Origin of the sequence: Microbacterium keratanolyticum (assembly GCF_016907255.1) — a bacterium.
Lineage (GTDB): Bacteria > Actinomycetota > Actinomycetes > Actinomycetales > Microbacteriaceae > Microbacterium > Microbacterium keratanolyticum.
Map to the genome: position 1 here is coordinate 432627 of NZ_JAFBBQ010000001.1, position 18104 is coordinate 450730.

Here is an 18104-nt window from a genome sequence, read left to right on the forward strand (position 1 = left end):
CGGGCGGGCGCCTTCTCCGTTGCTCTCGGATCAGCGTCCGTGGCCGCGACGCGTCGCGTCCTGCACCTCTCCGACGAGCTCCTCGATGATGTCCTCAAGGAACAGCACGGCGGTCGTGCGACCTTCGCTGTTGCGCACGCGCGCAAGGTGGCGTCCCTTGCGGCGCATGAGCGCGAGGGCGTCCTCGAGATCCGTGTCCTCCTGCACCGGCACCATGTGGTGGATGCGCTTGGCCGGAATGGGCTGCGTCGAGGTGGTCGCGTCGTTCGACGGATCCATCGCGCGCAGCACATCCTTGAGGTGGACATAGCCGGTCGGCTCGCCGTCTTCGACGAGCACATAGCGCGAGAAGCCGTGCTTTGCGACCGCACGCTCGATGTCACCCGGCGTCGCGCCTTCCGGCAGCGTGACGAGGTCAGCGAGCGGCACCGCGATGTCGCGCGCCTTCTTGACCGTGAACTCCACGACGGCACTCACGGTCCCTGCGGAGTCGTCCAACACGCCTTCACGCTGGGACTGCGTCACGATCGTCGCGACCTCCCCAAGAGTGAAAGCCGAGGCGACCTCGTTCTTCGGCTCGACGCGGAACAGGCGCAGCACGCCGTTCGCGATCGAGTTGAGCGCCCAGATGATCGGGTGGAAGACCCGCGAGACCCAGACCAGTGGCGGCGCGAGCAGCAGCACAGCGCGGTCGGGCAGCGAGAACGCGAGGTTCTTCGGCACCATCTCGCCGAACACGACGTGCAGGAACGAGACGATGATGAGTGCGATCGCGAAGGCGATCACATCTACGGCTCCGGAGGGAAGCCCCGTCGCGTACAGCGGCACGGCCAGGAGGTGGTGGATCGCCGGCTCCGACACGTTCAGAATCAGCAGCGAGCACACCGTGATGCCCAGCTGCGAGGTCGCCAGCATGAGCGTGGCGTGTTCCATCGCGAACAGCGCGGTCTTCGCCGCACGCGATCCGCGCTCGGCGCGCGGCTCGATCTGCGAGCGCCGCGCTGAGATCACCGCGAACTCCGCGGCGACGAAGAAGGCGTTCGCCGCGAGCAGCACGAAGAGCCAGAGAAGGCCTGCCCAATCGTTCATCGGGACACCTCCTCTTCGCCGTCCGCGACCGGCGAGGGCGTGAACCTCAGGCGCTGGATGCGACGGCCGTCCATATGCACGACCGTGAGGGTTCCGCCGGGCGTCTCCACCACGTCACCGGTCACGGGCACACGTTCGAGGACGCTCATGACATAGCCACCCACGGTGTCGTAGACATCTCCTTCAGGGACCACGACGCCCGTGCGGCTAAGTAGCTCATCCGGACGCAGCTCCGCGGGGAAGCTCAGCGAATCCTGCGAGCGCACAATGCCCGCACGACTGCGGTCATGCTCGTCGAGAACCTCGCCGACGATCTCTTCCACGAGGTCTTCCAGAGTCACCACACCCGCAGTGCCCCCGTACTCGTCGATGACGATCGCCATCTGGTAGCCGCGGCTGCGAATCTCGGCGAGAAGCGCGTCGAGGTGCACCGTCTCCGGAACGCGCAGCGGCTCGGTTGCCAGCGCGGCGGCCGGAACATCTGCCCGGCGTTCCCGTGGCACGGAGACAGCGGCCTTCAGGTGCACCACGCCCGTGATGTCGTCGAGCGAATCGTCATAGACCGGAAAGCGACTGTGACCAGTGCGCATCGCGAGCTGAATCACATCGTCGGCGGAATCGCCCGCGGACACAGCGTGCATGCTCGGCCGAGCGGTCATCACGTCGCCTGCGGTCAGGCGAGAGAACGTGAGGCTGCGGTCAAGCAGGGTCGCGGTATCGGCTTCGAGCATTCCGGCGATCGCAGAGCGACGCACGAGAGAGGAGAGCTCCTCCGCCGTGCGCGCACCCGAGAGCTCTTCCTTGGGCTCGATGCCCATCGAGCGGATCACGGCGTTCGCGCTGCCGTTCAATCCCAGGATCGCCGGCTTGAAGACAGTCGTGAAGAGCGTCTGGAACGGGATCACAAGCTTGGCTGTCGCCAGCGGCAGGGCGAGCGCGAAGTTCTTCGGCACGAGTTCACCGAGAATCATCGACAGCACAGTCGCGGTCGTCATCGACACCACGACCGCGATCGGAGACACCGCGGCTTCCGCGATCCCCCAGTCCGTCAGCACCGGGCGCAGGAGATTCGAGAGCGCCGGCTCCATCGTGTAACCGGTGAGCAGCGTCGTCAGCGTGATTCCGAGTTGCGCAGAGGACAGGTGCGTGGAGGTGATCTTCAATGCGGCGATCGTCATCGCAAGCCGCGTCTCACCCCGAGCCTGTCGCGCTTCTAGGTCGGCCCGGTCCAGGTTCACCAGCGCGAATTCGCTGGCGACGAAGAGGCCGGTACCGACCGTGAGCAGAAGCCCCACGCCCAACATGATGTAGTCCATCAGTGCATCCCCTCCGAAGAGGAGGCCGGGCAGTGGGGCGATGTATTACAAGAGGGAGGGTCGTCCATAGTGACGACGATTCTACCCAGATCCCATGAGCATCTTCTGGTCTCGCGCGAGACCAATAATTACACAGGCCCTTCCCACCCGATTCGTGCGTTCTCCCGGCCTCAGACGCCACGGATACCCAGTAGGCTTGAAGGCCGAGCGTGACAGATCTCGGGAACCGCCCGAGACAGATCCGCAGACATCTTCAACGATGAAGCCAAGATGAAAGAGGGCGATCGAGCGTGTCGAGCCAGGCGTCAGGCGTCGGAACTTCTGGTGACGGAGAATTCGGAGCCAATTCTTGGCTCGTAGAGGAGCTCTACGAGCAGTTCAAGGTGGACCGGAACGCCGTCGACAAAGAGTGGTGGCCGATCCTCGAGAGCTACGCGTCGCAGACCAGCGGCTCCCCTGCGGCTCCCATCACCCACCCGGTGACCGCCCCCATCCCCGTGATCGGCACCCAGCCTGTCGCGCGCACCACCGCGAAGCCCGCAGCGCCCGCCCCCGTGCCGGCGCAGGCACCCAAGCCGCCGAAGGCCGAACAGGCCGACGCGCAGACCGACGATGACACGGTCACGCCGCTGCGCGGAATGAACAAGACCCTCGCCGCGAACATGGACCAGTCGCTCACGGTCCCCACCGCGACCAGCGTGCGCACGATCCCGGCGAAGCTGATGATCGACAACCGCATCGTCATCAACAACCACATGGCGCGCACGCGCGGCGGCAAGATCAGCTTCACGCACTTGATCGGCTGGGCGATCATCCAGTCACTCAAGGAGTTCCCGAGCCAGAACGTGTTCTACGCCGAGGTCGACGGCAAGCCCTCCGTCGTCGCCCCCGCGCACGTCAACCTCGGCATCGCGATCGACATCCCGAAGCCCGACGGCACCCGTGCCCTCATGGTTCCGAGCATCAAGCGCGCCGAGTCGATGACCTTCACCGACTACCTCGCCGCCTACGAAGACCTGGTCACGCGCGCCCGCAACAACAAGCTGGCCGCCGGCGACTTCCAGGGCACGACGATCTCGCTCACGAACCCGGGCGGCATCGGCACCGTGCACTCCGTGCCCCGCCTCATGAACGGCCAGGGCTGCATCGTCGGCGCCGGCGCGCTCGAGTACCCGGCCGAGTTCCAGGGATCCAGCGACAAGACGCTGAACGACCTCGGCATCGGCAAGACCATCACGCTCACCAGCACCTACGATCACCGCGTGATCCAGGGCGCCGGCTCCGGGGAGTTCCTCAAGAAGGTGCACGAGCGTCTGATCGGCCAGCGCGACTTCTACGAAGACATCTTCGCGGCGCTGCGCATCCCCTACGCTCCGATCCGCTGGGCCAACGACATCGCCGTCGACGTCGCCGAGCGCGTCGACAAGACCACGCGCGTGCAGGAGCTCATCAACTCCTTCCGCGTGCGCGGTCACCTCATGGCCGACATCGACCCGCTGGAGTACGTGCAGCGCTCGCACCCCGATCTCGAGATCGAGTCGCACGGCCTGACCTTCTGGGACCTCGACCGCGAGTTCGTCACGAACGGCTTCGGCGGCAAGCGCGTCATGAAGCTCCGCGACATCCTCGGTGTGCTGCGCGACTCCTACTGCCGCACGGTCGGCATCGAGTACATGCACATCCAGGACCCGGAGCAGCGTCGCTGGTTCCAGGAGAAGGTCGAGGTCAAGTACCAGAAGCCGGGCCACGACGACCAGCTCCGTGTGCTGCGCAAGCTCAACGAGGCCGAGGCGTTCGAGACCTTCCTGCAGACGAAGTTCGTCGGACAGAAGCGCTTCTCGCTCGAGGGCGGCGAGTCCCTCATCCCGCTGCTGGACGAGATCCTGCAGGGTGCCGCATCCGCCGGTCTCGACGGTGCCACGATCGGCATGGCGCACCGCGGCCGACTCAACGTGCTGACCAACATCGCAGGCAAGACCTACGGTCAGGTGTTCCGCGAGTTCGAGGGCACGACCGCACCGGGCAACCAGCGCGGTTCGGGCGACGTGAAGTACCACCTCGGCACCGAGGGCACCTTCGTGTCCGACGACAAGACCGAGCTTCCCGTGTACCTCGCCGCCAACCCCTCGCACCTGGAGACCGTCGATGGCGTGCTCGAGGGCATCACCCGCGCGAAGCAGGATCGCAAGCCGATCGGATCGTTCACGTGGCTGCCGATCCTCGTCCACGGCGACGCCGCGTTCGCCGGACAGGGTGTCGTCGTCGAGACTCTCCAGATGTCGCAGCTGCGCGCTTTCCGCACCGGCGGCACCGTGCACGTCGTCGTCAACAACCAGGTCGGCTTCACCACGACGCCCACCGATGCGCGCACCTCGGTGTACGCGACCGACGTCGCGAAGACCATCCAGGCGCCGATCTTCCACGTGAACGGCGACGACCCCGAAGCCGTCATCCACGTCGCGCAGCTCGCTTTCGAGTACCGCGAGCGCTTCCACGCAGACGTCGTGATCGACCTCGTCTGCTACCGCCGCCGCGGTCACAACGAGGGCGACGACCCGTCGATGACGCAGCCGCTCATGACCGACCTCATTCAGGCGAAGCGCTCCGTGCGCCGCCTGTACACCGAGGCGCTCGTCGGCCGTGGCGACATCACGGAAGAAGAGTACGAAGAGGCGAAGGCCGACTTCCAGAACCGCCTGGAGATCGCGTTCGCGGAGACGCACGCCGCCGAGACCGGCACTACCCCGGTCGTCAACGGCGCGGCCGCTGTCGAGCAGGTGGGCGTTCCCGAGACCACGGGCGTCTCGCTCGAGGTCGTGCACCTCATCGGTGACGCGCACGCGAACAAGCCCGAGGGCTTCACCGTGCACAGCAAGCTGCAGCAGCAGCTCGACAAGCGCTACGACATGAGCCGCAACGGCAACATCGACTGGGGCTTCGGCGAGCTTCTCGCCTTCGGTTCGCTCCTCGTCGAGGGCACGCCCGTGCGCATGTCGGGTCAGGACGCTCGTCGCGGCACGTTCGTGCAGCGCCACGCCGTCCTCCATGACCGCGCGAACGGCCAGGAGTGGCTGCCTCTCGCGAACCTCTCCGAGAAGCAGGGCCGGTTCTGGATCTACGACGCACTGCTCAGCGAGTACGCGACCATGGGCTTCGAGTACGGTTACTCGGTCGAGGCTCCTGAGGCGCTTGTGCTCTGGGAGGCGCAGTTCGGCGACTTCGTCAATGGCGCTCAGTCGGTCGTCGACGAGTACATCTCCTCTGCCGAGCAGAAGTGGGGCCAGCAGTCCAGCGTCGTGCTTCTGCTGCCGCACGGCTACGAGGGCCAGGGACCGGACCACTCCTCCGCACGGATCGAGCGTTTCCTGCAGCTGTGCGCACAGGACAACATGACGGTCGCGCGCCCGTCCACGCCGGCGTCGTACTTCCACCTGCTGCGCCGTCAGGCGTATGCCCGTCCGCGCAAGCCGCTCATCGTGTTCACACCGAAGGCGATGCTGCGCCTGCGCGGTGCGACGAGCGCGGTGGAGGAGTTCACGCAGGGCCGCTTCGAGCTGGTGATCGACGACGACCGCAACCTTGACCGCTCGGCGGTGAAGCGGGTCCTCTTCCACTCGGGCAAGGTCCACTGGGATCTGCGCGCTGAACTCGAGAAGAACCCCAACCCCGAGATCGCCCTCGTGCGCGTCGAGCAGCTGTACCCGACGCCGCTGGCTGAGCTCAAGGCGATCGCCGACACCTACCCGAACGCAGAGATCTTCTGGGTTCAGGAAGAGCCGGAGAACCAGGGCGCGTGGCCGTTCCTGGCGCTGGAGTTCCAGACGGTCGAAGGACCGCGCACGGTGCGTCCGATCGCCCGGGCCGCCTCGGCGTCGCCGTCGACGGGTTCGTCGAAGGTGCACGCGGTCGAGCAGGCCGACCTGCTCCGCCGTGCGCTGACGCTGGGCTAATCAGACAGATACGACGAAGGAGGGGACCGGATGCATCCGGTCCCCTCCTTCTCTGTCTCCGGCGGATTCGGTTCGCTGCGCGGGCTCAGAACCAGATTGCGAGATGAGGCATCCGCTCCGCACGCAATGCGCCGCTGAGTGCGTCGATATGCGATGCGTCCCCGTGCACGCGTCCGGCGTCGGCGAGCCGCGTCAGCGCCACACCTCCGAGAATGGCGGCAGAGAGCTCGGCGATGCCGAGGGTGATGTCGGCGGCCGCCTCCGGCGCAGCCTCCACGCTGGCGCGCTCGCCCGCGACGGCCTTCAGCCGCCATGTTCCCGCAGCCAGATCCAGCGGATCCGTGACCGTCACGACGACATCCACGTCGGTGGCGAAGGTGCGCGCCGAGAGCACGGCAGGCACATCGAGAATGCGCAGCCATCCGTGGTCGTGCACGGTCTGCTCCACACCGCGCTGGTCGGCGACCAGCAAGGGCAGCGGGTCGTCGACGGGCCGCAGTTCAGCGGTCACGATCGTCACAAGGTCGTGCTGCACCGCGAAGCGCCAGAGCGCACGAAGTGCATCTGGTGTCTCTGCGGTGAGATGCCGCACCGACAGCTCGATGCCCTCGCTCTGCCCTGCCTCGGCCAGAGTGTAGGCCAGGACGCCGCGCGTCGTGCCGTCTTCGTCGATGTAGCGGACGCCACGCACCGACGATGCTTTGGTGTCGTTCGGCGCGAGCCCCGCCATACGCTCCCAGCGCGCTGGCCAGCCCGCGATCTGCCCGCCGCGCTGCAGACGCGCACGCTCGTGTATCGCCCCCAGATCGGAGGCCAAGCGCGGGCGCTCGAGGTACTCGATGCGCCCCGCCGTCGCCGAGCCGCCCCATCCGGCGCGACGGGTCTTCACACGCACGCGCATGACCGGGACAGCAACCGCGAACCCGTAGCGCTCGTAGAGGGTCGCCTCTGAGGCAGTGAGCCCGGCGACCGGCACGCCCGCGGCGGCCGCCGCGCGCAACTCGCCCTCGAGCATGGCGCGGGCGATCCCCATGCGCCGGTGCGTACCCGAGACCGTCACGGCACTGATCGCCCACATGTCGATCTCTCCACCCGGGACCGTGAGCGGTGTCACCCAGGAGTTCACGGTCGCGACGGGGAGGTCCGTGCGTCCGGCACCCGCGGGGAACACCCCGGTGTTGCGACGTGCCGAGATCGTCGCGCGCTCGAACTCGAGCAGTTCGTCGTTCGGCTCCGGATCGAGGAATCCCCTCGTCTCGGCACGAAGAAATGCGTCCGCGGCCGTCGAGTCCTCGGTGTCGATCAGGCGGTACGCCAGCCCGATGGCCTCCAGGCGCTGCGCAGAAACAGGGTCAACGGGGATCTCACGTGCGTCGAGCGAGCTCATGCATTCAGACTACGACGCCGCGATCCGGCGCGGGGGCGTGTGACCTAGTGTGCGCCCTGCTGCGCGGCTCGCAGGCGTGCGAGAACCTGGTCGCGCAGTTCCTCCGGAGCCGTCTCTTTACAGGCACGCGACACGACCTCGGTCAGCGTGCGGGCGACGAGTGCCTCGCCCTGACAGGTGGCGCAGTTCTCCAGGTGCTCGCGGATCTCCGTGTGCTCGGTCTTGCAGACCTCATTCCGCAAGTACTCTTCGAGATCACGGCGCGCTTTCTCGCATCCGCAGTCGGTCATTTCTTGCTCCCTGTTCCGGCCGCGGCGATTCCTCGCTCTGCGGCATAATCTGCCAGCATCTCCCGCAGCATCCGCCTGCCCCGATGCAGTCGGCTCATCACGGTTCCGATGGGCGTCTTCATGATGTCGGCGATCTCCTGATAGGCGAAGCCCTCGACGTCGGCGAGGTACACCGCCAGTCGGAAATCCTCCGGCACAGCCTGCAGTGCGTCTTTCACGACGGATGCCGGCATGTGATCGATCGCTTCCGCCTCGGCCGAACGACTGTGCGACGCCGTGGTGGACTCCGCACCGCCCAGCTGCCAGTCCTCGAGCTCGTCGATCGTGCCCTGGTACGGCTCGCGCTGCTTCTTGCGATAGATGTTGATGTAGGTGTTGGTGAGGATGCGGTACAGCCACGCCTTGAGGTTCGTGCCCTGCGTGAAGCTCGCCCACGAGGCGAACGCCTTCACGAAGGTCTCCTGCACCAGATCGGCCGCATCGGCGGGATTGCGCGTCATGCGCATCGCCGCCGCGTACAGCTGATCCATGTACGGGATCGCCTGCTCTTCGAACTCTCGCTGCGGGTCGCCAGCGCCGTCGATCTCGGCGGGCGCGTCGGTGAAATCTGCCTGCTCGTCCATTGCGGCCCAGTCTAGGCCGTCGATCGTCTCGGCGACGGGGTCCAGCATGGCGATCATGTCGACTCTTTCGGCTCTGGCAATGGTCTTCAGTAGGGTAGGAACCGATGAGCGCTCAGAACTATTCCCCGACGTCCTCCCCGACCAGCACGGGGCGCTACCTCGCGCCGGTCGCCGAGGGTGCGATGTCGAGTCTGCTGAGCGTGCCGGGGTCGAAATCGCTCACTAATCGCGAGCTCGTCCTCGCGGCGATCGCCGACGGACCGGGACGCCTTCTCGCGCCGCTGCACTCCGATGATTCTGCACGCATGGTCGACGCGCTGCGCGCACTGGGCGTGGGGATCGAAGAGACGGATGCCACGGGCCCGTTCGGTCCTGATCTGCTCGTGACTCCCGCCCGACTGAAGGGCGGCGCGACGATCGACTGCGGGCAGGCGGGCACCGTCATGCGCTTCATCGCTCCTCTCGCCGGTCTGGCACAGGGCGACGTCGTGCTCACCGCTCATGAGACTGCTCTGCATCGCCCCATGGGCGCGATGATCCACGCTCTGCGTGATCTGGGTGTCGACGTCGACGATGAAGGCAGCTGGTCGCTGCCGTTCACGATTCGCGGCCGCGGCCACATCCGCGGCGGACGCGTCGAGATCGACGCCTCGCTGTCGAGCCAGTTCGTCTCGGGCCTGCTCCTCGCCGCTCCGCGCTTCGATGTCGGCCTGCACCTGGTCCACAAGGGCGAGCACCTTCCGAGCCTCCCCCACATCGACATGACGATCGAGTCGCTGAGCCGTCGCGGCATCCACATCGAACGCCCCGCCGCGGGCGAGTGGCTCGTCGAAGGCGGCACTCCGCGGTCCAAGGACCTGCCGATCGAACCCGACCTCTCGAATGCCGCCCCCTTCCTGGCTGCGGCCCTCGTCGCGGGAGGCGAGGTCTCGGTCTCGGGTTGGCCGGCGCACTCAACGCAGCCCGGTGCGCTGCTTCCGGATCTGCTGACGCTGCTCGGCGCTCGCGTCAGTCGGCGCAGCGGCGTGCTCACCGTCCGCGGTGGCGCCGCCATCCACGGTGTCGACCTCGATCTGTCCGCTGCCGGCGAGCTGGCGCCGACCTTCGTGGGGCTTGCCGCGTTCGCGGACGGCCCGACCACGATCCGCGGCATCGGCCACATCCGCCTGCACGAGACCGACCGCATCGCGGCCCTCATCGGCAACCTGCGCGCGCTGGGTGGCATCGTCGAAGAGCTGCCCGACGGTCTGCGGATCACCCCCGCTCCGCTGCACGGCGGTCCCTGGCCCGCACACCACGACCACCGGATGGCGACGACCGGCGCTCTCGTCGGACTGCGCGTTCCGGGTGTCGAGATCGACGACATCGGCACGACGGCCAAGACGCTGCCGGAGTTCGTGCAGCTGTGGGAGCGGATGCTCGCGGGTGGCCACGGAGGCGCCGACGCGTGAGCTGGCTCGACGGCGACGAAGACGACGACTTCGACGAGTTCGATGACGAAGCCCGCTTCAAGGTGCGCCCGAACCCCAAAGCCAATCGTCCACGTACGAAGCGGCGGCCTGCGCACGAGGACGCGGAGATCGGCCGCGTGCTGGGCGTCGACCGCGGACGCTACGCCGTCCTCGTCGGCGAGAACACTCCGGATGAGCACGCCATCACTGCTGCCCGCGCCCGCGAGTTGCGTCGTACGCCGATCGTGACCGGCGACCTTGCCCGCGTCGTCGGCGACACCTCGGGTGATGAGGGCACGCTCGGACGCATCGTGGGCATCGTGGAGCGCTCATCGCTGCTGCGGCGCAGCGCAGACGACACCGATCAGGTCGAGCGCGTCATCGTCGCCAACGCCGATCAGATGCTCATCGTGGTGGCGGCGGCCGACCCGGAACCCCGTGAGCGCCTGGTCGACCGCTATCTCGTGGCGGCGCTGGACGCCGGCATCCGTCCGCTGCTCGTCGTGACGAAGACCGATCTTGCCGACCCGTCGGCGTTCCTGTCGCATTTCGACGGGCTGGATCTGCAGGTGTTCACGAGCGCGCGCAATGTGATGCCGTTGGACGAGATCGGCGCGGCCCTCATCGGTCACTCCACGGTCTTCGTCGGCCACTCGGGCGTGGGCAAGTCGACGCTCGTCAACGCGCTCGTCCCCTCCGCACACCGAGCCACAGGACACGTGAACCAGGTGACTGGCCGCGGACGGCACACGTCCTCGTCGACCGTCTCTCTCCGCTATCGCTCGCCAGAGGGCTCCGGCTGGGTCATCGACACCCCCGGTGTGCGCTCGTTCGGGCTCGGACACGTGAACCCGGAGAACATCCTCGCCGCGTTCACGGAGCTCGCCGAGATCGCGGAGGACTGCCCGCGCGGCTGCACGCATCTGCCGGATGCCGCAGACTGCGCTCTCAACGATGCGCTGGCCAATGGCGAGCTGGGCGAGACGGGAGCGGCGCGTCTGGATTCGGTGCAGCGGCTGCTGCAGACCTTCGGAGATCGGCGCTGAGCAACCGCACGGCATAGGCTGGACGCGTGACCATCGAGCGCCTCTCCCCCGGTACCCCTGCCCCTGCTTTCACTCTCCTCGACCAGGACGGCACGCCCGTCTCGCTGTCGGATCTGCGCGGACAGAAGACGATCCTGTATTTCTACCCGGCGGCGATGACGCCGGGTTGCACCACGCAGGCGTGCGACTTCCGCGACAGCATCGGCTCGCTGCAGGGTGCCGGCTACACCGTCATCGGCATCTCGCGGGATGAGCCTGCGAAGCTTCGAGAGTTCCGCGAGAGGGACGGACTCACCTTCACGCTGCTGAGCGACCCCGACCACACCGTCCATGCGGCGTATGCCGCCTGGGGCGAGAAGATGAACTACGGCAAGGTCATCGAGGGCGTCATCCGCTCGACGTTCATCCTCGACGAAGAGGGAACGATCGTCGAGGCGCTCTACAACGTCAAGGCCACCGGCCACGTCGCGCGTCTGCGCAAGATGCTGCAGATCGACGCCTGAGCAGTGTCAGTGGGTCTCGTCGTCGCTGAGGCGACGGCGGGACTCCTGCGCACCTGCACGGCGTGCGACGCTGATCAGCAGGACCAGCCCCACCAGTCCGGATCCCCCGACGCCCAGGACGAACGCCCAGGGCAACGGCTGCACCGACAGCGCGCTGAAGGCCGTCGCGATCGCGAGGACCTGCACGGCGACGCCGCCGGATCGCGCCCAGCCCTTGCCCCGCAGCACACCCACGGCGAAGGCGACGAGGCCGACGCCGGCGATGAGCGTGAGCACGATCAGTGCGATAGCGGTCGGTATGGATGCGGCGTTGCCTGCGCCCAGTCCGAAGAGCTCCAGCAGGGCGATGATCACGAGTGCTGCGCCCTCGAGAGCGAGCAGGCCGGATGCCGCCCAGACCAACGTGGACGCGCGCATAATCCTCCTGATGCAGATGATTCTTGAGGAACTGTGGAAAAACCCTTGATCCTACGCGTTCCATGTACGAGAATAGACCACAGCCATGTGCTCCCACAGCGGCGTGGGGCGAGCGAGAGCTCGCATCACCACCGGGCACGACCCGAATCGTCGCCCGGCTTCGAGCGCGCGTTCGCGTGCTCACCGATTCCACACTGAGGAGCCCCCATGGATTGGCGCGACAAAGCCGCCTGCCTGACCGTCGACCCCGAGCTGTTCTTCCCGGTCGGTAACACCGGGCCAGCTGTCGACCAGATCGAGAAGGCCAAGGCCGTCTGCGCCCGGTGCACCGTCACCGAGATCTGCCTGCAGTACGCCCTCGAGTCCAGCCAGGACTCCGGGGTCTGGGGCGGACTGTCCGAGGATGAGCGCCGCGCACTGAAGCGCCGCGCCGCGCGCGCCCGCCGCGCATCCTGACACACCGCACTTCACGCGAGGGCGGGGAGCGGATGCTGTTGCATCCACTCCCCGCCCTCGCGTCGCATCCGCCTACTTGTTGAGCCAGCGCAGCGGGATGTTGATCGTCACCTCGGTGCCGACAGCAGCGCCGTCGACGTTCGCGGCGTGCCAGTCGATGGATCCGCCGAGCTCACCCTGAATGAGGGTGCGCACGATCTGCGTGCCCAGCCCCTGTCCGACGCGCCCCTCGGGCAGACCGTGGCCGGTGTCCGCGACGCTGACGCGCAGGTTCGACTCCGTGCGGACGGCATCGATCGTCACGAAGCCCTCCTGCCCTGCGAGACCATGTTCCACCGCGTTCGTGACGAGCTCGGTGAGCGCAAGCGCCAGTGGCGTCGCGTACTCGCTCGGCAGCACGCCGAAGCGGCCGGTGGACTGTGTGCGCGCTCGCGTGTTCGGAGCAGCTGCGACCTCGGCGACAAGCTTCAGCACCCGAGCGAAGACCTCATCGAAGTCGACCTGCTGCGCCAGCCCCTCCGAGAGCGTGTCGTGCACGACCGCGATCGACGCGACGCGACGCATGGCCTGTGTCAGCGCCTCGCGCGCCTCATCCGAATGCGTGCGACGTGCCTGGATGCGCAGCAGCGATGCCACCGTCTGAAGGTTGTTCTTCACGCGGTGGTGGATCTCGCGGATCGTCGCGTCCTTGGTGATGAGCTCCTGCTCCTGGTGACGCAGCTCGGAGACATCCCGGCACAGCACGATCGCGCCGATCCGCGTGCCGCGGTCGCGCAGCGGAATCGCACGCAGCGACACCGTCACCCCGCGCGCCTCCATGTCGGTGCGCCACGGCGCGCGGCCTGTGACGACGACGGGGAGCGACTCGTCGACCTGGTGCGTCGAGGGCAGAATACGCGTGGTGACCTCGACGAGCGACTCGCCCTCGAGCTCGTCATCGAAGCCCATGCGGTTGAACGCCGACAGCGCGTTCGGGCTCGCGAAGGTGACCATCCCGTCGACGTCGAGGCGGATCAGCCCGTCCGACGCCCGCGGAGCGCCGCGGCGCGGAGACGTGGGCGCGGAGAGGTCGGGGAACTCGCCCGTAGCGATCATCCGGCAGAGGTCGTCGGCACACTCGTTGAACGTGATCTGCTGACGCGACGGCGTACGAGCGTCATTGAGGTTCGTGTGGCGCGTGAGCACGCCGATCACCGCAGGCACCTCGCCGTCCTTCGTGCGCTCGCGCACGATCGGCACAGCACGCACGCGCGTTGGAGTCTCTTCGAACCAGTCCGGTGAGGATGAGTCGACGATCTGGGCGGAGTCGAAGGCCCCCTGCACCTGCGTGCGCCACTGCGGACGCACCTGATCTCCGACGATGTCGCGATAGAACAGCGTTGCCGCGCTGCTCGGTCGCGTATGTGCGACCGCGACGAAGGAGCCATCCGCTGTCGCCACCCAGATGACGATGTCGGCGAAGGCAAGATCGGCGATCAGCTGACCGTCACCGGAGAGGCGGTGGAGCCATTCGACGTCAGCGTCGTTCAGGCGTCCCTGGGCATGCACAAGGTCACTAAGTGTTGACACCCTCTCAGCCTACGGCGCGCGGTGCCCTTCCACCGCCGCACGCGTCGCACGCAGCATCACATCGGTGCCGGCGACATCGCCCTGAACCAGACGGACGTACAGGAAGTCGATGATCGCCATCTGCGCCAGGCGGCTCGACATCGCGCCCGCGCGGAAGACATCCTCCTCCGCGACGGTCGCGAGGAGCAGTTCAGCCGCACGGCCCAGCGGTGAGTGCGGAGCGTTCGTGATCGCGACGGTGCGCGCGCCCTGCCGCTCCGCGAGCGCCAGGAACTCGACCGCCTCGTGAGTCTGTCCCGTATGCGACACCGCGATCGCGACAGCACCGGGACGTGTGACGGCGACGGAGGTGAGCGCAAGGTGCGTATCCGTCCAGTGCACGCTCGGAATGCCCAGACGGTGGAGCTTGATGTGCAGATCGCTCGCGGCGAGTCCACTCGATCCGATGCCGAAGACATCGACGCGCGGCGCGTCGCGCAGGGCGCTGGCGACGATGTCGAGGGCATCCAGATCGACCGCGCGCGCAGTGTTCTCGATCGCGCGGACCTGCTGGGATGCCACCTTCGCGACGACATCGGCGAGGGAGTCGGATGCGGCGATCTCCGCGTCTGACACACGGAACACGCCCTCGGCCGGGTCGGCGTGCGCATGGGCCGTGCCCACGGCGATGCGGAAGTCCTTGTAGCCGGAGAATCCTGCCGCGCGGCACAGACGCGCAACCGTGCCCGGAGAGGTGTCACACAGAGAAGCGAGCTGCGAGATCGTCGATTCCACGACCACGAGCGGTCGCGCCAGCACCGCATCCGCGACACGCCGTTCAGAACTGCTGAGTCGTGGAAGAGCGCGTTGCAGCGCGAGGATTCCGCTGTTCATCCACGTTCCCTTCTCGAGTGACCACCGCTCTGATAAATATTGTCACAATTTCGAGAAACCTGCGATACTTTTAGTCACGTCGGCTTTCACTGCCAGAGGAGTACCCGCGATGACCACCCCCGCAGCAACCCCCGCCACCGCACTGCCCCCCACGGAGCAGCGCCTGGCAGACTCGCGCGACCTCGACCTGCTGCCCTCGCTCGACGTCCTGATGCTGCTCAACGACCAGGACCGTGTCGCCGTGGACGCCACCCGCGCCGCTCTCCCCCAGCTCGCCGCCCTCGTCGACGAGGCGGCCGCACGATTCCGCCGCGGCGGCACCGTGCACTACTTCGGAGCGGGCACCTCCGGCCGACTCGGTGTGCTCGACGCCGCCGAGCTCCTGCCGACGTTCAACCTGGAACCCGGACGGGTGACCGCACATATAGCCGGCGGCGACGCTGCCATCGTGCACGCGGTCGAGAACGCCGAGGACTCCGCCGAGGAGGGGGCGACGGCAGCCGTTTCACTCGGCCCCGACGATGTCGCCATCGGCCTCGCCGCCAGCGGCAACACCCCCTATGTCGGAGGCGCGCTCAGGGCCGCACGCGCCCAGGGCGCGTTCACCGCGCTCATCTCCAGCAACCCGCAGGCGCGCCTCATCCCGCTCGCCGACATCCATGTCCTCCTCGACACGGGCGCTGAGGTTCTCACCGGATCCACCCGCCTGAAAGCCGCCACGGCCGAGAAGCTCGTGCTCAACGGCTTCTCCACCGCGCTCATGGTCGCCGTCGGACGCACCTGGTCGAACCTCATGGTGTCGATGGTCGCGACGAACGAGAAGCTTCGAGAGCGCACGGTTCGCATCCTCCGCGAGGCGACCGGCCTCGACGACGAAGAGGCCCGCGCCCTGCTCACCCTGACGGACGGCGACCTGAAGACCGCGATCGTGTCAAACCTCGCCACGGCGGATGCTGCAGACTCCCGTGCCGCCCTCGCGTCCGCAAACGGCTCCGTGCGTGGCGCGCTCGCGCTGCTGACCACCGGAGCCTGAGCTGATGCGCGTCCTCGGCATCGACATCGGCGGCTCTGGCAGTCGCCTGGCGCTGCGCGAGAGCTCGACGGAACCCCGCGACGAGCGCGAAGGCCCCGCAACCCGCATCACGGCCGCGGGCGCAGCCGTCGACGCCGTCGCCCTGGCCGCACTGCGCACCGCCGCCGAAGCGTGGCCGACGCAGATCCGCGAGGTATCCGCGATCGGGATCGGTGCCAGCGGTCTCGGCACGCTGGTCGCGGACCACGCGAAGCTGCTCACCGGCCTGCGGGACGAAGCGCGGACGCTCGGATTCAGCGCATCCTTCGCAGCGGAGCCCACCGTGGTGATGGCGATCGATGCCGTGACCGCGCACCTTGGCGCCCTTGATGGCGCCTCCGGAGCGATCGTCGCACTCGGGACCGGCGCGATCGCGCTCGGCGGCGACGGACACGCGCTCTGGCATCGCGTGGACGGCTGGGGCCACCTGCTCGGTGACCGCGGCGGCGGAGCGGAGATCGGCATGCAGGGACTGCGCGCCGCGCTGCGCGCATTCGATGGGATCGATCCGGCGAACACGGCTCTTCTGACAGCGGCACGGGCGCGCTTCGGCGAGCCCGCCGCGTGGCCGGGACTGCTCTACACCCGGGACGATCGCGCCGGAGTGCTCGCCTCGTTCGCGGCGGATGTCGCGGCCCTCGGCGCGCACGACGCGGTGGCCCACGAGATCCTCGCGACCGCCGGGGCGGATGCGGCGCGCTCCGCGATCGCTGCGCTCGTCCCCGGTATCGCTCCGCGGATCGCCCTCACGGGCGGGATCGCGCGCTCGTCGATCGTGACCGGGTCTTTCGCGGACACCGTGACAGCACTGCGTCCAGACGTCGCACAGGTCTCCCCCGCCGGGGATCCGCTGCACGGTGCTCTGCTTCTCGCGGAGCGCGCGGCGACAGGCGCCCTTGAGGCACGCCCGGACTACGTCTGGATCTAGAGAATCGCGAGAGTCGTGACGCGCCAGCGCTGATCGAGACCTTCCAGGCGCATCGCGACAGCGCGCGTGCGCGCAGGCGTCGCCACGATGACCGTGGCCTCGACGATGCCATCGGCCGGCTCGCAGGTGCGCGTCGACAGGATCTGGAACACCGGACGGGCCGGTGCGACGCCCCGTGCGCTGCGCGCCCGGGCGGAGAGGTTCGCGCGGACCAGGAGGGAGCGGTAGGCGTCCTCGGTGAACCAGCGGATCAGCTGCTCCGCCTCGCGGACCCCGCCCAGCACCTCCAGCGCTCCTCGCGTCAGGCTCTCCAGGAGCGGCGCGGGGTCGGGCAGGTCTACGGACGACGTCGGCTGTACGGCGAACTGTTCGAGCGTTCTCATCAATGACTCTCTTCAGAAATCGTGTGCGAGCAGTAGAGCATGATGCGAAGTCACCGCGGGGGCCGCGATTCCAAGAATGTGGATAACCCGTAACGCCCCTCCGACGTCTGGGCCTACTCTCGAAGCCGTGGAATGGGATCGTCTCTTCGAAGACCTCGAAGATCAGCTCGCCTCCGGCTGGGAGGCGGAGCGCGCTGCGCTGAACGCCGAGTCAGAGCGGCTGCGCATCGCCCGGCTCGATCTGCGCACGAGGGCTCACACGCTCTCCGCCGAGGGCGCAGCCGTCGCCCTGACGCTCGCCGATGCCAGCACCGCTTCCGGGCGCCTGCGGGCGGTCGGCGCGGATTGGCTCGCCCTCGAGCCTTCTGCCGGTCACGCCCTGATCCTCATGCCCCTTGCCAGCATCACCCTCTGGGCCATGGACCACCCGACCCTTCTCGCGAGCAGCGCACCCAGCGACGGACTCTCGGTGGTGCGCGAACGCATGACCCTCGGATTCGTCCTGCGCGATCTCGCTCGACGACGCGTGCGGGTGACGATCCGCATCCGCGGCGGACAGGAGCTCAGCGGCACGATCGACCGGGCCGGTGCGGATCATCTGGACCTCGCGCTGCATGACCTCAACGAGCCGCGTCGCGCTCAGGCCGTGCGCGGCTTTCGGATCGTCCCGTTCGACGCACTGCTGAGCGTGCACGCCGAACGGGTCGCTCTGGGCGGCGTGCTCGACTGAGCACCGGCGCCGCTCTGCGGG

Annotated in this window: 17 protein-coding genes; 8 read left to right on the forward strand and 9 right to left on the reverse strand. The window is 67.8% G+C overall.

Annotated elements, in window-relative coordinates; all coding sequences use genetic code 11:
* Positions 1-30: 30 nt before the first annotated feature.
* Both JOD62_RS02180 and JOD62_RS02185 read right to left on the reverse strand, forming a co-directional pair.
* Entirely contained in the window at positions 31-1089 is a 1059-nt protein-coding gene (locus tag JOD62_RS02180) for a hemolysin family protein (RefSeq protein ID WP_204937697.1), read from the reverse strand.
* Positions 1086-2405: a hemolysin family protein gene (locus JOD62_RS02185; protein ID WP_204937698.1), complete on the reverse strand. Its 1320-nt coding sequence runs from the start codon at positions 2403-2405 to the stop codon at positions 1086-1088. The genes JOD62_RS02180 and JOD62_RS02185 overlap by 4 nt, the downstream gene beginning before the upstream one ends.
* A 290-nt stretch (positions 2406-2695) precedes the next feature.
* Between JOD62_RS02185 and JOD62_RS02190 the strand changes: the two genes are divergently transcribed.
* Positions 2696-6355: a multifunctional oxoglutarate decarboxylase/oxoglutarate dehydrogenase thiamine pyrophosphate-binding subunit/dihydrolipoyllysine-residue succinyltransferase subunit gene (locus JOD62_RS02190; protein WP_204937699.1), complete on the forward strand. Its 3660-nt coding sequence runs from the start codon at positions 2696-2698 to the stop codon at positions 6353-6355.
* A gap of 85 nt (positions 6356-6440) precedes the next feature.
* Here the strand turns inward: JOD62_RS02190 and JOD62_RS02195 are convergent, their stop codons facing one another.
* From JOD62_RS02195 to JOD62_RS02205, 3 genes are read right to left on the reverse strand one after another with little or no spacing between them, the layout of a single operon-like run.
* Entirely contained in the window at positions 6441-7742 is a 1302-nt protein-coding gene (locus tag JOD62_RS02195) for a GNAT family N-acetyltransferase (RefSeq protein ID WP_204937700.1), read from the reverse strand.
* Between the two features lie 44 nt (positions 7743-7786).
* A complete protein-coding gene (locus JOD62_RS02200; protein WP_204937701.1) occupies positions 7787-8032 on the reverse strand; it encodes a zf-HC2 domain-containing protein in 246 nt (81 codons plus the stop codon).
* A complete protein-coding gene (locus tag JOD62_RS02205; protein ID WP_204937702.1) occupies positions 8029-8712 on the reverse strand; it encodes a sigma-70 family RNA polymerase sigma factor in 684 nt (227 codons plus the stop codon). Before JOD62_RS02205 ends, JOD62_RS02200 begins: the two co-directional genes overlap by 4 nt.
* A gap of 47 nt (positions 8713-8759) precedes the next feature.
* On the opposite strand from JOD62_RS02205, the gene aroA reads away from it, so the two are divergent.
* The 3 genes from aroA to bcp are packed head-to-tail and all read left to right on the forward strand — an operon-like array spanning position 8760 to position 11655.
* Positions 8760-10106, forward strand: coding sequence for a 3-phosphoshikimate 1-carboxyvinyltransferase (gene aroA, locus JOD62_RS02210; protein WP_204937703.1), 1347 nt, complete (start codon positions 8760-8762; stop codon positions 10104-10106).
* The gene (gene rsgA / locus JOD62_RS02215) at positions 10103-11152 is read left to right on the forward strand and encodes a ribosome small subunit-dependent GTPase A (protein WP_204937704.1); all 1050 of its coding nucleotides are present in this window, start codon (positions 10103-10105) and stop codon (positions 11150-11152) included. The genes aroA and rsgA overlap by 4 nt, the downstream gene beginning before the upstream one ends.
* A 26-nt stretch (positions 11153-11178) precedes the next feature.
* Positions 11179-11655 carry a thioredoxin-dependent thiol peroxidase gene (gene bcp, locus JOD62_RS02220; RefSeq protein ID WP_378788113.1) on the forward strand — a complete coding sequence of 159 codons (477 nt, stop codon included), beginning with the start codon at positions 11179-11181 and terminating at the stop codon, positions 11653-11655.
* A 6-nt stretch (positions 11656-11661) separates the two neighbouring features.
* Here bcp and JOD62_RS02225 read toward each other — a convergent pair whose 3' ends face one another.
* On the reverse strand, positions 11662-12072 hold the full coding sequence (locus tag JOD62_RS02225) for a hypothetical protein (protein ID WP_204937705.1): 411 nt from the start codon (positions 12070-12072) through the stop codon (positions 11662-11664).
* Between the two features lie 207 nt (positions 12073-12279).
* On the opposite strand from JOD62_RS02225, the gene JOD62_RS02230 reads away from it, so the two are divergent.
* Complete coding sequence (locus JOD62_RS02230; RefSeq protein ID WP_067248175.1) at positions 12280-12528, forward strand: WhiB family transcriptional regulator; 249 nt, start codon at positions 12280-12282, stop codon at positions 12526-12528.
* A 72-nt stretch (positions 12529-12600) separates the two neighbouring features.
* Here the strand turns inward: JOD62_RS02230 and JOD62_RS02235 are convergent, their stop codons facing one another.
* Positions 12601-14097 (reverse strand): sensor histidine kinase, encoded by a 1497-nt coding sequence (locus JOD62_RS02235; protein WP_204937706.1) that lies wholly within the window; start codon positions 14095-14097, stop codon positions 12601-12603.
* Between the two features lie 9 nt (positions 14098-14106).
* Positions 14107-14970 carry a MurR/RpiR family transcriptional regulator gene (locus JOD62_RS02240; RefSeq protein WP_204937707.1) on the reverse strand — a complete coding sequence of 288 codons (864 nt, stop codon included), beginning with the start codon at positions 14968-14970 and terminating at the stop codon, positions 14107-14109.
* 109 nt (positions 14971-15079) lie between these two features.
* Between JOD62_RS02240 and JOD62_RS02245 the strand changes: the two genes are divergently transcribed.
* Both JOD62_RS02245 and JOD62_RS02250 read left to right on the forward strand, forming a co-directional pair.
* The gene (locus JOD62_RS02245) at positions 15080-16003 is read left to right on the forward strand and encodes an N-acetylmuramic acid 6-phosphate etherase (protein WP_204937708.1); all 924 of its coding nucleotides are present in this window, start codon (positions 15080-15082) and stop codon (positions 16001-16003) included.
* A gap of 4 nt (positions 16004-16007) precedes the next feature.
* Positions 16008-16970 (forward strand): N-acetylglucosamine kinase, encoded by a 963-nt coding sequence (locus JOD62_RS02250; protein ID WP_204937709.1) that lies wholly within the window; start codon positions 16008-16010, stop codon positions 16968-16970.
* Here JOD62_RS02250 and JOD62_RS02255 read toward each other — a convergent pair.
* Positions 16967-17353: an Rv3235 family protein gene (locus JOD62_RS02255; protein ID WP_204937710.1), complete on the reverse strand. Its 387-nt coding sequence runs from the start codon at positions 17351-17353 to the stop codon at positions 16967-16969. The two genes, JOD62_RS02250 and JOD62_RS02255, sit on opposite strands and share 4 nt — an antisense overlap.
* A gap of 127 nt (positions 17354-17480) precedes the next feature.
* Here JOD62_RS02255 and JOD62_RS02260 point away from each other — a divergent pair, with 127 nt between their 5' ends.
* Positions 17481-18083, forward strand: coding sequence for a hypothetical protein (locus tag JOD62_RS02260; RefSeq protein WP_204937711.1), 603 nt, complete (start codon positions 17481-17483; stop codon positions 18081-18083).
* Positions 18084-18104: the final 21 nt, after the last annotated feature.

Bases quoted from the DNA above. Each gene is read 5' to 3' on its own strand.
- aroA (WP_204937703.1), top strand. From the start codon at position 8,760: ATGAGCGCTCAGAACTATTCCCCGACGTCCTCCCCGACCAGCACGGGG.
- JOD62_RS02225 (WP_204937705.1), bottom strand. From the start codon at position 12,072: ATGCGCGCGTCCACGTTGGTCTGGGCGGCATCCGGCCTGCTCGCTCTC.
- JOD62_RS02205 (WP_204937702.1), bottom strand. From the start codon at position 8,712: ATGATCGCCATGCTGGACCCCGTCGCCGAGACGATCGACGGCCTAGAC.
- JOD62_RS02250 (WP_204937709.1), top strand. From the start codon at position 16,008: ATGCGCGTCCTCGGCATCGACATCGGCGGCTCTGGCAGTCGCCTGGCG.
- JOD62_RS02195 (WP_204937700.1), bottom strand. From the start codon at position 7,742: ATGAGCTCGCTCGACGCACGTGAGATCCCCGTTGACCCTGTTTCTGCG.
- JOD62_RS02185 (WP_204937698.1), bottom strand. From the start codon at position 2,405: ATGGACTACATCATGTTGGGCGTGGGGCTTCTGCTCACGGTCGGTACC.
- JOD62_RS02230 (WP_067248175.1), top strand. From the start codon at position 12,280: ATGGATTGGCGCGACAAAGCCGCCTGCCTGACCGTCGACCCCGAGCTG.
- JOD62_RS02180 (WP_204937697.1), bottom strand. From the start codon at position 1,089: ATGAACGATTGGGCAGGCCTTCTCTGGCTCTTCGTGCTGCTCGCGGCG.
- JOD62_RS02200 (WP_204937701.1), bottom strand. From the start codon at position 8,032: ATGACCGACTGCGGATGCGAGAAAGCGCGCCGTGATCTCGAAGAGTAC.
- JOD62_RS02245 (WP_204937708.1), top strand. From the start codon at position 15,080: ATGACCACCCCCGCAGCAACCCCCGCCACCGCACTGCCCCCCACGGAG.
- JOD62_RS02255 (WP_204937710.1), bottom strand. From the start codon at position 17,353: ATGAGAACGCTCGAACAGTTCGCCGTACAGCCGACGTCGTCCGTAGAC.
- JOD62_RS02240 (WP_204937707.1), bottom strand. From the start codon at position 14,970: ATGAACAGCGGAATCCTCGCGCTGCAACGCGCTCTTCCACGACTCAGC.